Here is a 13,114-nt window from a genome sequence, read left to right on the forward strand (position 1 = left end):
GAGAAAGGTCACGGCAGGGATGTGGTTTCCGATTACGGCAGCCTGCTGGAACATACCGATACGTTGTTGTTTGAGAATGCAGTATTCTCGGATGCGGTATTCAGCCGTTCGGGTAATGATTTGGTCGTCAAGGCTTATGGCGGAGATGATCAGGTCAGTCTCCAGAACTATTTTAGCAGTAAGAATTATCAGTATGCTCAGTTTACATTTGCTGATAAGACAGTTTCCGCGGAAGAAGCTGTTAATGGCATCCTGTAATCTGTGTTGACGATGAAAGGTCGTTTGAAAACCTTGGAAACAGGGTTTCAGACGACCTTTATTATTTTTTAGGTTTATTTTAGATATTTCGATTATTTTTTAATGAGTGATTATCGAGTTACATAAATTCTTTTTCGTTCAAGTTGTCTATTTAGAAAGGACTGCATGGAGTTATATAAGTTTGCTATATAATCGCGTTTCTTTGACGAACAAACGTCATCTGAAAACATACCTTGTTTTTCAGACGACCTAAAATAAAACTGACATACAAAGGAGCCGAACCATGTTTCACAGCATCAATGCCTATACCGGCGAAACCCTTTGCCGCCGTCCTGCGCAGGGTTATGCAGAGTTTGCACAAGAATTGGCAGCGTTGAAGTTGCGCCAGCAGGCGTTTGCGCGGTTGGGCGTTACCGGGAGGACTGCTTTGCTGCAAGCCTTTGCCGAGCGTTTGGCGCAAAACAAGGAGCGGCTTGCGGAAATGGTTTGTGAAGAAGTCGGGCGCTGCCTGCATGAATGCCGTGCCGAACTGGATAAATCGGTCGAACTCATCCGATATTATGTCCGCCTTGCCCCCGAGTTGCTGGCGCATAAGACCATTGCCACGCAGGCGAGCCTCAGCCAGGTGCGTTTTGAGCCGTTGGGTGTTGTGCTTGCCGTCATGCCGTGGAACTATCCTGTCTGGCAGGTTTTGCGTTTTGCCATTCCAGCCCTGTGCGCGGGAAATGCTTGTGCCGTCAAACCTGCGCCCAGTGTTGCGCGGGTCAGCGCTGCGCTGTTGGAGTTGGTTTCAGACGACCTTCCGTTAATTGGCGCATGGTTGGATAACGACGATACCTTGAAAGCCATTGAAGACACCGATGCGATGGCGTTTACCGGCTCGACGCGGACCGGCCGCCTGCTCGCCGCCCATGCGGGAATGCACCTCAAGAAAACCGTCCTCGAACTCGGCGGCAGCAACCCCTTCATCGTCATGCCCGATGCGGATCTCGAACGTGCCGCCGTCGAAGCCTGTTATTCGCGTTTCCGCGACGCGGGTCAGTCTTGCAACGCAGCCAAACGAATCGTCGTAACCGAAGCCGTTGCCGACCGCTTCATTCCCCTGTTCCTTGCCGAATGCGCCAAATTGCAAACGGGCAATCCCAAAGACCCTGCGACCAAACTTGCCCCGTTGCACCGCGAAGACTTGCGCGCAAACGTACACACTCAAGTACAGGACGCAGTCGCACACGGCGCAGAAGTTTTGACGGGCGGTTTCATTCCTGAAGGAAAGGGCTGGTTTTACCCTGCCACCGTGTTGGACAAAGTGAATTCCGACTGCCGCGTTTGGAATGAAGAGGTTTTCGGGCCGGTTGCCATGATCTTGCGGGCGAAGGACGAGGAACACGCCGTCGCCCTTGCCAATGATACCCCCTACGGACTGGGCGCCAGCATTTATACCGCCGATACCCGCCGCGCTTGGGCGTTTGCCGAAAAAATCCAAGCAGGCTCGGTCTTTATCAACCGCCACACCAGCAGCGACCTGCGCCTTCCCTTTGGCGGCGTCAAGGCTTCCGGTTACGGACGGGAATTGTCTGAATTCGGGTTGTATGAATTTGTGAACGTGAAAACGTATTGGCAGAAATAAGGATGGATTGAAAAAGGTCGTCTGAAAACGCCGGGAGTGTCTATGTTGCGTTTTCAGACGACCTTTTTATCGTGTGCAGAGAGATAGCGGACTGACTTAACACTTAATTACGCTATCGCTGCGCGTCAAGCATCCACTGTAAAGAACAAGGTTTCTTGTTTTAAAGCATTACCGTCGGCATCGGTCAAATCGGCGTGTGCTGTGGAAAATTTGATAACTGCAAGACTCAGGCTGCCGGTATCGGTCAGCGCGGTATTGATGATTTGTCCGGCTTCTTCGCCTCCGTTTTGAACGGCAACGCCTGCGGCTTCCAACGAATCGCCCCGCAAAACTGCCAGCCCGCGTTTGACTTGTCCGCGATATTGGGCGCGGGCGATGATTTCCTGTCCAGGATAGCAGCCTTTTTTGAAATGTACGCCGCCGATGATGTGTTGGTTGAGCATTTGGGCAACGGCAGTTTCTTTGGTTGCCGTCGAAATCCAAGCGTAGCCGCTGCGGATTTCGTGCAGGTTCCAAGCGTTTTCGGCTGCCGCGTCATATTCGGGCAGAAGCCCGGCTTCGCCGATTTTCAGACGACCTGAATGGGGCAGGGTAATGGTGTATACCCCATTGTCTGCTTGGGCAGGAAAGGATAGGGCAGGTTCGGCTGCGGGAGAGGGTGAGGCAGTTTCGTCCAGCTCGCCTGCAACGGCAAAATCGGGCAGCGGTTCAAAGATGACTTTGGCTCTCAGGACAAACATGCGCAACCGTTTGACAATGGCTTCGGTCAAATCCTGCGCCATAATCAGCAGCAAATCCTCTCCGCGATTGAGGACGATCATATTTGCCAACACGCGCCCTTTCGGGGTGTTGTAAGTGGCATAGCAGGCGGTATTTTCGTTCAGATGGTTGATGTCGTTGGATAATTGGCCGTGAAGAAAGGAGGCTCTGTCCTCCCCGCTGACTCGGACGACACCAAAAAATGGCAGGCGGGTTTGCATGTGGAATCCTTTGTCGGGTAGCAATGGAATAGTTCGATATTATAAGAACAAATGCTTGATGAAAAAAGCCGTTCAAACTTGGGAAGAGCATGTAGAGGTCGTCCGAAAAGGTTTCAGACGACCCATTTTGTTCTGATTAAAAGGAAAATCAGATAAAATGGCGGTCATTTAGAATTAAGAAGGAAAAGAGTTCAAGATGATTCAGTTATACGGCATTCCCAATTGCGATACGGTGAAAAAAGCCCGCAAATGGTTGGAAGGACATGACGTTGATTTTCAATTTGTGGATTTCAAAAAGAGTCCGCCGCAAGTTGAAACAATAAACAAATGGTTGGAGCAGATACCCTTGGAGGTTTTGTTGAACAAACGCGGTACGACGTGGCGCAAGCTGGATGAGCAAGCTCAAGCCGCTGCCGCCACTATCGATGGCGCGGTTCGATTGATGGCGGAACAGCCCAGCATCATCAAGCGGCCGGTTTTGGAAAAGGAAGGGCGGTTTTTCGTCGGCTTTTCCGAAGAAAACTATCAAGAAATTTTTTCAAAATAACACGATACGGCGGGATAGGGCCGTCTGAAAAATAAGTCGGGCTATCGTTCTGCCAAGAGTGCATAACAAGGCAAAACGCGCTACAATGCGCGCTTGCTATTTTAACCATTACGTCTTCAGATAATATGTTCCATACCGTTGAAAAATATAAAACTCCAGCCCAGATTTTGTTGGGTTTGATTGCGCTGACTTTTGTCGGCTTCGGTGTCAGCACGGTTGCTGCGCCCGGTTCTGATTTTATCGTCAAAATAGGGGATGAAAAAATCAGTGAGTATTCTTTGAATAATGAGTTGCAAGGAGAGCAGCTTCAAGGCCAAAGCCCGTCGCGGGGAGCCGTATTCCAATCTTTGGTTCAACGCGCCTATCTGAAGGAAGGTGCCAAACTGATGGGTGTGGAAGTTTCCCAAGAGCAGCTGAAACAACTGATCGTGGACGATCCTACCTTTCACGATCAAAACGGTAAATTCAGCCAACAAATCTTTTCAAACTTCCTGAGCCAGCGCCATATGACGGAAGATCAGTTTGTTGCCAATATCCGCGAGCGTTATGCGTTGCAAAGTTTAATCAATTTGGTGCAAAACGGTGCGATTATCAGCGATGCGCAAGCGGAGCAACTGGTTAAGCTAACTCAGGCGACCCGCGATATCCGTTCGGTAACATTCAATCCTGAAGCCTTTGTTTCTCAAGTAAAAGTCGATGATGCTGCGTTGAAGGCATACTATGAGGCGCACAAAAAAGATTATCTGATTCCACAAGGTGTGAAATTGGAATACATCGCCCTGAGTGCAAAAGATTTGGCGGACAAACAGACCGTCAGCGAAGATGAAGTGAAAAAAGCATTTGACGAGCAGGCGCCCCATCTTTCGCCCCGCCGTGAAATTGCCCATATCTTCTTCCCGGTTCCCCAAGATGCTGATGAAACGGTACGCGCGGCAATCAAAGCCGAAGCAGACAAAGTTGCGGCAGAGCTGAAAGCCAAGCCGACCGATTTTGCTGCGCTGGCGCAAAAATATTCAAAAGACACCACATCTGCTTCCAAAGGCGGCAACTTAGGCTATCTTTCAAAAGACGGCGGCTTGGGTACGGATTTGGAAAACGTGGCATTCTCGCTGCCTAAAGGCGGAATCAGCGATGTGGTTCAAACGCCGGTCGGTTACGATATCGTCCAAGTTTTGAATATTGAAGACAAAGTCTCTTTCGAACATGAAAAAGCCCGTATTGAAGCCGATTTGAAGCTGAAAAAAGCCGCTTCAGAATTCAATTCGGCAAAAGAAAAGCTTTCTGAAGAAGCATTTAATACGCCGACCTCCCTGGCGGATGTCGCTAAAAAAACAAATCTGAAACTTGAAAGTTTGGATCAAGATTGGCTGACTCAAGCCAATGGTAAAGCAGCAGGTTTGCCCGATGCGTTGATTAATGCGGCGTTCAGTGAAGATGTGTTGAAGAAAAAACACAATTCTGATTTGATTTCCATGGACAAAGATACAGTTTGGGTCATTCGTGTCAAAGAAGTCAGGGAAGAAAAAACCGCGCCTTTCGCTGATGTTCAAGAAGAAGTGCGTTTGGCTTATCTGCGTAGCGAGGCTGCAAAACTGGCGGACAAAAAAGCCAAAGAAGCCATCGAGGCTTTGAAGGCAGGCAAGGCAGTTGACTTGAAATGGTCGGAAGTATCGAAATTGAGTGCGCAAGATGCACGCCGGACCATGGCACCCGAAGCGTACAACGAACTGATTAAAGCCCGTCCGCAAAATGGCAAACCTGCATACGCCATGCTGCTGGAAGGCATGCCGGCTCCTGTAATTGTTGAAGTGCAGAACATTGCAGCGCCGGAAAATATTGCTTCCCAAGTGCCTGCTGCCAAACAAATGCTGGCGCAACAGCAGTCAGCCAACATTTTTGACGCATTGCTGCGTTATTTCAGCAAGGAAATCAAGCGCGAGCAAGGTGCGCAAAAAGTCGATAATTCGGCAGAGTAAGCAGTTGATGAACAAGCGGGCGGCAATGATGACAAACATGTTTGCCCGCTTGGCTTAAACAGAATAAAACGGTCGGAGAAAATCCGACCGTTTTCATTATATAATCAGCCTTTCTTGCCCCATCAATATATAGTGGATTAACTTTAAACCAGTACGGCGTTGCCTCGCCTTGCTGTACTATTTGTACTGTCTGCGGCTTCGTCGCCTTGCCCTGATTTAAATTTAATCCACTATATAGTGATTTCACTACTATACACATCCCGATTTTCCTTGTTTTTCGGTTAGAGGTCGTCTGAATACCATGAGCAAAGCTCCCGATGCTTTTACGCGGCTGATTAATGCCTTGAAAATTCTACCCAATGTCGGTCCCAAATCCGCGCAGCGCATGGCGCATCAATTGCTGCAAAGCAAGCGCGAGCAGGCGCAGGAGTTGGTTGATGCTTTGCAATACGCATTAAAGCAAGTCCAGCATTGCAGGATGTGCAACACATTTTGCGAAGGGAGTTTGTGTGATATCTGCTCTGACGAGTCGCGCGACAAACGCCGCCTGATGATCGTCCATATGCCGGCAGATGTTTCCAATATGGAAACCGCAAATTGCCATGACGGTTTGTATTTTGTGCTGATGGGGCAAATCAGTCCCGCGCAAGGGATGGATGTAAGCGCCATTGCATTGGATAAACTGGTGGCAAGATTGCAGAATGCTGATGTCGAAGAAATCATCATTGCAACAAACTTTACCGCCGAAGGGGATGCGACGGCGTATGTTTTGGCGGAATTATTTAAAAATCTTCCATACAAAGTCAGCCGCCTTGCCCGAGGTATTCCTTTGGGGGGAGAGTTGGAATATGTCGATGCAGGAACTTTGGCGCAGGCCGTTTATGAAAGGCGTGCAGTCAAGGAATAAACAATAAGGTCGTCTGAAAACGCATTTCAGACGACCTTATTTCAAACAAAGCCGGTTTATTTGCAGCTTACGCCTTGAATTTGCGGAGTATCGCCGCTGCCTACTTTGAAGGCACATTTGGTGGCGCTGCTGCCGGATACGGTGACGACACCGCTGCCTGCGGTCAGGCTAACCGGTTCTTTAACACCCATACCGACTGCGGTTGCGGCAAGTTTTTGCACGTCGGCAGCGGAATAGGACGTATTGTTCGAACTGATTTTAATCTCCTTAGCCGCATACGCATTTGCACTGAATGCCAATCCGGCAGCGGCAACGGATAATGCTAAGAATTTTGTGATGTTCATTAATGGTTTTCCTTTTTGATGGCGGTAAGCTTTACCGCGATTTCAGAATAAGGCCGAATAGATGATTGTGCAAGTTTTTCGACCGATTTTACGGTAGCCCTGAATAAGAAGACTTTGGTTTACAAATTGCGATGTCTCTATTCTCGGTCGTTTCGGCGTATTCAGACGACCTGTCGGTTTTACGGTACAATAAGCGTTTTTTGACAAACGGATGAGGCATATAAATGGCTTCTTTAGAAACTTGGATAGGACTGCGCTATTTGCGGGCAAAAAAACGCAATGGCTTCATGTCGTTTATCACCGTCATTTCTATTGTGGGTATTGCACTCGGTGTGATGGCTTTGATTGTCGTATTGTCAGTCATGGCAGGCTTTCAGAGAGACATACGCGGGCAGCTTTTGAAAGTGGCTCCTCATGCCGAAATGGGTTATTACGATAACGGCAACGGTAAAAGCTGGGAGAGCCTGCGCGAGATTATCAAAGGACGCAAAGAGGTGCTTCAGTCGGCACCTTATGTTTCCGGACAGGCATTACTGGCAAATGCGGGTGAGGTGAAAGGCGTTCAAATCCGCGGGATTTTGCCTAATGAAGAAAAAAATATCGTTGAATACAGTAAAGAAATGCCTGTGGGCAGTTTTGATGATTTGAAGCCGGGCGAATTCGATATTATTTTGGGACAAGATTTGGCTGAGTCTTTGGATGTAAAGGTTGGTGAAAAAATCACGGTCATTACGCCTGAAGGCAACGTGACACCTGCCGGTGTCGTACCTCGTCTGAAACAATTTAAAGTTGTCGGCTTGATCAAAACCAAAATCTATGAATTGAACACTACTCTGGCATTGACGCACATGAAAGATGCCCAAGTCTTGTACCGCTTGGATGAAAATGCGGCAGGCTTGAGATTGAAACTTGCCGATCCGATCAATGCGCCGTCGTTTACCGAAACACTGCTGCCGAAAAATCTGCAAGAAGAAGTATGGTTGCGCGATTGGACCTATACCAACCGCAGTTATTTCGAGGCCGTAGAAATGGAGAAAAGGGTAATGTTCATCATTCTGCTGCTGATTGTTGCCGTAGCCACCTTTAACTTGGTTTCTTCTTTGGTCATGGCGGTTACGGAAAAACAAGCCGATATTGCCATTTTGAGGACTTTGGGCGTCTCCCCGGGCAGTATTATGAAAATTTTTATGGTGCAGGGCGTATTTGCCGGCTTTTTCGGTACCTTGACCGGTGTGATTAGCGGTGTCACGCTGGCTTTGAACGTGGGCAGTATTGTCAAACAGTTAGAGAGTTGGTTTGGTTTCCAATTCATCAAATCACAAGTTTATTTCATTGATTATATTCCGAGTGACGTCAGTGTTCATGATGTTGTGCTGATTGCCTGCATTTCTCTGATTTTGTCGTTTATCGCTACGCTCTATCCAAGCTGGCGTGCTGCAAGAACCCAACCGGCGGAGGCTTTACGCTATGAATAAAGTAGTTTTGAAATGCGATAATGTCAGCAAAAGCTACAAAGACGGTCAATTGAATGTCAACGTTTTGAATCAGTTGAGGCTCGAAGTGCTCGAAGGTCAAAGCGTCAGCATTATCGGTTCGTCCGGTAGCGGTAAATCGACATTGATGCACATTTTGGGCGGCTTGGATAAACCGACTTCCGGCAGCGTGGTACTGATGGGGCAGAATTTGAGTCAGTTGGGACAGAAACAACTGGGTCTGTTGCGCAATCAGTATTTAGGCTTTGTGTACCAGTTCCACCATTTGCTGCCTGAATTTTCCGCTTTGGAAAACGTCATGATGCCGCTTTTAATCGGTAAGATGAAAAAAGCCGAAGCAGAACAGCGTGCAGTTGAAATGTTGGAAAAAGCGGGTTTGAAACAACGCATACAGCACCGCCCCAGCGAGCTTTCCGGTGGCGAACGCCAACGTGCCGCCATTGCCCGCGCGCTGGTGACGCGTCCGAAATGCCTGCTTGCTGACGAACCGACGGGCAATCTGGACCGTAAAAATGCGCAAAATGTACTGGATATGATGCTGGACCTGAAGTCTGAGTTGAATACCAGTCTGATTGTGGTAACACATGATGACGAATTGGCTGGCCGCTTCGATCGGGTCATGCTGATGCACGACGGACGCTTGGAAGAGCAGTAAATCCCTCAGACAAATACGCAAAGGTCGTCTGAAATGCAATGGATGCTTTTCAGACGACCTTTTTGTTTGGGTAAACGTCTTCCCGCTTTAAACCGCGTCGGTCAGTGATGAGAACACTTCAAAATAAGTCGGGAAAGTTTTATGAGTGCATTTTGGGTCGTTGATGACGACGGGTACGCCCAACAATGAAACCAGCGAGAAACACATCGCCATGCGGTGGTCGTCGTAAGTGTCGATGACGGCGTTGGGCGTCAGCGTTTCAGGCGGGGTGATGTGAATCGCTTCGGCTTCTTCGACGACTTCTGCGCCAAGTTTGCGCAACTCGTTTGCCATTGCGGCGATGCGGTCGGTTTCCTTGACGCGCCATGAACCGATGTTGCGCAACGTGCAGGTTTGTCCTGTGGCAAGCGCGACGATGGCGAGGGTCATGGCAGCATCGGGGATATGGTTCGCATCCAAATCAAAGGCTTGGACGGCACGTTCTTTCGGACGCGAGACTTCGACGAAGTTTTCTCCCCAAACCGCATCCGCACCGATTTTTTCCAGCTCGCGGGCAAAGGCGACATCGCCCTGTATGCTGTTTGCGCCAATGCCGGTAACGCGGACGGGCGTGGCGGCAATCAAGCCGGCTGCGAGGAAGTAGGACGCGCTGGAAGCATCGCCTTCGACGTGCAGATGTTCGGGCGCATGGTAGCGGGCATCGGCGGGGATTTTGAAGACGCGGTAGTCTTCATTGGCAACCTGTACGCCGAATTGCGCCATCAGTTTCAAGGTGATGTCGATGTAGGGCTTGGAAATCAACTCGCCGACCATACGGATTTCAAATGCCTGTCCGGTCAGCGGCAGCGCCATCAAGAGGGCGGTCAGAAACTGGCTGGACACATTGCCTTTAATCGGAATCACGCGCTCGCCGTGGTCTTGGCGCTCGCCGATATGAAGCGGCGGATAGTGTTCGTTGCCGAGATATTCGACATCGGCGCCGGCAATCCGCAACGCATCGACCAAATCGCCGATAGGGCGTTCGTGCATACGAGGCACGCCGTGCAGATGATAATCGCCACCCAAAACGGCCAGCGCGGCGGTCAGCGGACGGAAAGCCGTGCCTGCGTTGCCTAAAAACAAATCGGCAGTCCGATTGGGGAAACGTCCACCTGTGCCGTGTACTTTCAGACGACCTTCGGCAAGATATTCGATTTCAACGCCGAGTTTATCGAGCGCTTCCAACATACGGTCGGTATCATCGGATTTGAGCAGGGAATGGATTTCGCAAGTATTGTCGGACAAAGCGGCGAGCAGCAGGGTGCGGTTGCTGATGCTTTTAGAGCCGGGCAGAGCGACGGTGGCGGGTTTGAGCGAGGCGGCGGGGAGGCGGATGGATTCGGTCATGATGGTCGTTTGGGAAGCGGAAACAGAAAACGGCATTATACGGCAGGGAGGGTCGTCTGAAAAACGTGGCTGCTGCAATTCGATAGCCGCAGAGTTTGTCTTTGAATGGTTTCGGTATCTTAAAACGATGGTCAGGTTTGTACTGAATCGTACTGAAAGAGCGATGGAAAATTTTGCCGATAGAGTGTGGTAATTAGGCTGATATGTATATTTGCAATAATCCTTTATATTTATATACATTCATAATAATACAAACTTTGTAACTATTGACAAAAATCAAAGTTCCTAAAGAAAGATAAAGTTACCTGCATTCTAGGTAAAGAAAATGATATATCATATCGCCTTTCGTGATGTGTTATCTAAAAAGGATGAATGGTGAAGCAAACTATCTTTTTCAATAAAAATAAAATGTTGTGTGCTGTTTTGGCTGTTTTTTCAGGACAAGTGTTCGCGGATGATGTTCAGCAGGTGGATTTGCCTGAAGTTAAGGTTAGTGGAAAAGCACCTTCTAACAACTGGCGTTTGCAATCTGGTGCAAAAGACTACCTGAAAGACGGGGAGGTCTTGACCACGAATGATCTGAAGACGAAACGCGCCGTATCACTCGGACAGACTGTGGAACAAGTCTCCGGCGTTCAAAACAACGCTTATGGTCCGAATACGGGCGTGCCGCAAATCCGCAGTTTGAGCGGTTCGCGTGTGTATGTCAGTGAAAATGGATTGGGTATTTCGGACGCTTCTTCTTTAAGCCCTGATTTGCCGTTGATGGTGAATCCGTTTATGGCGGAAAAAATTACCATTTTGAAATCATCGGCTTCTGTGCTGTATGGCGGTAATGCGATTGGCGGTGCGGTCGATGTCGATACAGGCGTGATTGCGAGCCAACTGCCTGAAAAAGACGTCAACGGCAAAGTGGAAGTGAGCGGCGGTTACAATACGCCGCGCGTCGCCGCGTTCAAATTAAACGGTAAGGTAGGCAATGTGGCTTGGCATTTGTCGGGCGCGGACACCCATTCGGATGATTACCGCATCCCCGGCGATTCCAAGCCGGCAGCCTGCTACGATCCTTCTAATATTTACAGCTCGCGGTTGATGTGGGCATGTCAGGTTACTCCGGACATTAGCGAGACCTTAAATAAAGGCCATTTCCGTTATGTCGCGAAAGATATTCCGGCTTTTATCGCCCAGTGGAAACGCTATAACGATGGGTCGGAGCCTGACGAGTCTGAGCTGTACAAAGTGAATAAGCCATCTTGGGGCGATTGGGTAGAAAATCCGCTTTACGACGGCAGCAAAGATCGCAGGATTAAGGTCGTCAATGCCATGAAGGACGATATGCCTGTTGAAAAAGGTCGTCTGAAAAACAGCGACTTGAGCAATCAGAACTTTGCTTTCGGTTTAAGCCATATAGGCGAACGCAGCTACGTCGGTTTGTCGGTCAGCCGCTTCTTAAGCAAATCAGGCATTGCCGGATTCGGCTATTACAATTTTGCTTCAGCCGGACACAATCATCATGGCGGCTCTTCTAACAAAACCGGACGCGAGTATGCCTCCGTGCGCGCCCAGCAAACCCGTTGGCAGGCTGAAGCCATGTACCGTCCGTTGGCTCCGTGGATAGAGAACATCAAGTTCCAAGCTGCTTATACGCAAACGCCTACCGCCGAATATTTGGGCGACACCAAAATGCAAACGCTGGACAGCAAAACCTTCCAAAGCCGTTTGGAGTTCAACCACAAAGCCGGTTCTTGGCTGAAAGGCACAATGGGCGCAGACTGGAAACAACGCAGCACTGAATCTTCCGGCATCAACGGCAAACGTACCGGAAACTATGCTTACCTGCCTGATACCGACAGCAAAGAATACGGTATTTTCGCGTTGGAAAACTTCAAGTGGAAAAACTGGGATGCTTCGTTGGGCTGGCGGCACGGACAGGTTCGCCACTCGGTCGATATCGGCGACTACAAACCTGGGCGCAACAGCTCGACAGTCAAAGGTTTGGAAGAGCGGGGTCGTCTGAAATACAGCTTGAACCATTATCATGCCGGTGTAGGCGTCGATTTGTTTGACTTCTGGAAGCTGGGCGCACGATACAGCCGTTCGCAACGCGCTCCTGAAGTCAATGAGTTGTACGCAGGCGGCGATCACTATGCCCTGATGGCTGCCGAATCACACTGGGCGGTCGATGTCCTCCGTCCTGAAACCGCTAGAACTTGGGAATTCAACAGCGAATTCGGTTGGAAAGACGGACGGCTTCGCGCAAGCTGGTACAGAACCCAATTCAAAGATTATGCCTTCTTGGTCGATGCGGCACACGATGGCGGCCAACGCCTTCCGACCAAATATTGGCGCGCCGGAAATACCCAGCTTCACGGTTTAGAGTTGGAATTGAATCAGTGGCTTGACCTGAACAAATACGGCACATTGGAAGCTCGTTTGTTCGGTGATTTCGTACACAACCGCGCCGATTTGGACGACGAGCGCAACACTTCCTTAGAACACGGCAGCCGCGTCCGAAACAACGGCTATTACATGCCCAATATGCCCGTTTCCCGCTATGGAGCAGGTTTGACATGGAACAAAGGCGGCTGGCAAGTGGGCAGCAGCCTGACGCGCTACCGTCCTGCCAAACATACCGGTCATATGGCTGCAAACTACAAAGAACCAGTTTTGGGCGGCTATACCATGTGGGATGCGTATTTGAGCCATACGCTCAAACACGGCAAGGTAACATCTGAATGGTTTGTCGATGCGCGCAACCTTGCCAACCGCACCGCACGTCCGCAAAACTCCATGCTGAAATACATCGCACCGCTGCCTGGCCGCTCCGTCCGCGTGGGTGTGAGAATGAATTTCTAAGTTTGGAATAAAACAAACCGGATTCCTTTGATGGTAATCCGGTTTCTCTTTTCGATGATTGGATTTTCAGACGACCTTTGGGGTT

Annotated in this window: 11 protein-coding genes and 1 pseudogene; 8 read left to right on the forward strand and 4 right to left on the reverse strand. The window is 49.5% G+C overall.

Annotated features, from left to right (window positions below; all coding sequences use genetic code 11):
• Both HMPREF2572_RS05135 and HMPREF2572_RS05140 read left to right on the forward strand, forming a co-directional pair.
• On the forward strand, window positions 1-258 hold a 258-nt coding region (locus HMPREF2572_RS05135; protein WP_283118451.1), incomplete at its 5' end, for a calcium-binding protein.
• A gap of 283 nt (window positions 259-541) precedes the next feature.
• Entirely contained in the window at window positions 542-1,885 is a 1,344-nt protein-coding gene (locus HMPREF2572_RS05140) for an aldehyde dehydrogenase family protein (protein ID WP_070496526.1), read from the forward strand.
• A 125-nt stretch (window positions 1,886-2,010) separates the two neighbouring features.
• Here the strand turns inward: HMPREF2572_RS05140 and HMPREF2572_RS05145 are convergent, their stop codons facing one another.
• The gene (locus HMPREF2572_RS05145) at window positions 2,011-2,865 is read right to left on the reverse strand and encodes a CAF17-like 4Fe-4S cluster assembly/insertion protein YgfZ (RefSeq protein WP_070496527.1); all 855 of its coding nucleotides are present in this window, start codon (window positions 2,863-2,865) and stop codon (window positions 2,011-2,013) included.
• Window positions 2,866-3,061: 196 nt separating this feature from the next.
• On the opposite strand from HMPREF2572_RS05145, the gene HMPREF2572_RS05150 reads away from it, so the two are divergent.
• Together HMPREF2572_RS05150 and HMPREF2572_RS05155 are read left to right on the forward strand one after the other, a co-directional pair.
• Window positions 3,062-3,412, forward strand: coding sequence for an ArsC family reductase (locus HMPREF2572_RS05150; RefSeq protein WP_070496528.1), 351 nt, complete (start codon window positions 3,062-3,064; stop codon window positions 3,410-3,412).
• A gap of 125 nt (window positions 3,413-3,537) precedes the next feature.
• Window positions 3,538-5,388, forward strand: coding sequence for a SurA N-terminal domain-containing protein (locus HMPREF2572_RS05155; protein WP_070496529.1), 1,851 nt, complete (start codon window positions 3,538-3,540; stop codon window positions 5,386-5,388).
• A gap of 124 nt (window positions 5,389-5,512) precedes the next feature.
• Here HMPREF2572_RS05155 and HMPREF2572_RS14790 read toward each other — a convergent pair.
• A pseudogene (locus HMPREF2572_RS14790) lies at window positions 5,513-5,632 on the reverse strand (IS5/IS1182 family transposase); the annotation flags it as partial.
• Between the two features lie 57 nt (window positions 5,633-5,689).
• On the opposite strand from HMPREF2572_RS14790, the gene recR reads away from it, so the two are divergent.
• A complete protein-coding gene (gene recR, locus HMPREF2572_RS05160; RefSeq protein ID WP_070496530.1) occupies window positions 5,690-6,295 on the forward strand; it encodes a recombination mediator RecR in 606 nt (201 codons plus the stop codon).
• A 56-nt stretch (window positions 6,296-6,351) separates the two neighbouring features.
• On the opposite strand, the gene HMPREF2572_RS05165 is transcribed toward recR, so the two are convergent.
• Window positions 6,352-6,639, reverse strand: coding sequence for a hypothetical protein (locus HMPREF2572_RS05165; RefSeq protein ID WP_003760695.1), 288 nt, complete (start codon window positions 6,637-6,639; stop codon window positions 6,352-6,354).
• Window positions 6,640-6,863: 224 nt separating this feature from the next.
• Here HMPREF2572_RS05165 and HMPREF2572_RS05170 point away from each other — a divergent pair, with 224 nt between their 5' ends.
• Both HMPREF2572_RS05170 and lolD read left to right on the forward strand, forming a co-directional pair.
• Complete coding sequence (locus tag HMPREF2572_RS05170) at window positions 6,864-8,114, forward strand: lipoprotein-releasing ABC transporter permease subunit (RefSeq protein WP_070496531.1); 1,251 nt, start codon at window positions 6,864-6,866, stop codon at window positions 8,112-8,114.
• A complete protein-coding gene (gene lolD, locus HMPREF2572_RS05175) occupies window positions 8,107-8,787 on the forward strand; it encodes a lipoprotein-releasing ABC transporter ATP-binding protein LolD (RefSeq protein WP_070496532.1) in 681 nt (226 codons plus the stop codon). Before HMPREF2572_RS05170 ends, lolD begins: the two co-directional genes overlap by 8 nt.
• Window positions 8,788-8,874: 87 nt before the next feature.
• On the opposite strand, the gene aroA is transcribed toward lolD, so the two are convergent.
• Complete coding sequence (gene aroA, locus HMPREF2572_RS05180; protein WP_070496533.1) at window positions 8,875-10,173, reverse strand: 3-phosphoshikimate 1-carboxyvinyltransferase; 1,299 nt, start codon at window positions 10,171-10,173, stop codon at window positions 8,875-8,877.
• Window positions 10,174-10,737: 564 nt separating this feature from the next.
• Here aroA and HMPREF2572_RS05190 point away from each other — a divergent pair.
• Complete coding sequence (locus HMPREF2572_RS05190) at window positions 10,738-13,029, forward strand: TonB-dependent receptor (RefSeq protein WP_246827775.1); 2,292 nt, start codon at window positions 10,738-10,740, stop codon at window positions 13,027-13,029.
• Window positions 13,030-13,114 lie beyond the last annotated feature (85 nt).

Origin of the sequence: Neisseria sp. HMSC064E01 (genome assembly GCF_001808875.1) — a bacterium.
GTDB classification, from domain to species: Bacteria; Pseudomonadota; Gammaproteobacteria; order Burkholderiales; family Neisseriaceae; genus Neisseria; species Neisseria sicca_A.

Bases quoted from the DNA above. Each gene is read 5' to 3' on its own strand.
- HMPREF2572_RS05140 (WP_070496526.1), top strand. From the start codon at position 542: ATGTTTCACAGCATCAATGCCTATACCGGCGAAACCCTTTGCCGCCGT.
- HMPREF2572_RS05145 (WP_070496527.1), bottom strand. From the start codon at position 2,865: ATGCAAACCCGCCTGCCATTTTTTGGTGTCGTCCGAGTCAGCGGGGAG.
- HMPREF2572_RS05150 (WP_070496528.1), top strand. From the start codon at position 3,062: ATGATTCAGTTATACGGCATTCCCAATTGCGATACGGTGAAAAAAGCC.
- HMPREF2572_RS05155 (WP_070496529.1), top strand. From the start codon at position 3,538: ATGTTCCATACCGTTGAAAAATATAAAACTCCAGCCCAGATTTTGTTG.
- recR (WP_070496530.1), top strand. From the start codon at position 5,690: ATGAGCAAAGCTCCCGATGCTTTTACGCGGCTGATTAATGCCTTGAAA.
- HMPREF2572_RS05165 (WP_003760695.1), bottom strand. From the start codon at position 6,639: ATGAACATCACAAAATTCTTAGCATTATCCGTTGCCGCTGCCGGATTG.
- HMPREF2572_RS05170 (WP_070496531.1), top strand. From the start codon at position 6,864: ATGGCTTCTTTAGAAACTTGGATAGGACTGCGCTATTTGCGGGCAAAA.
- lolD (WP_070496532.1), top strand. From the start codon at position 8,107: ATGAATAAAGTAGTTTTGAAATGCGATAATGTCAGCAAAAGCTACAAA.
- aroA (WP_070496533.1), bottom strand. From the start codon at position 10,173: ATGACCGAATCCATCCGCCTCCCCGCCGCCTCGCTCAAACCCGCCACC.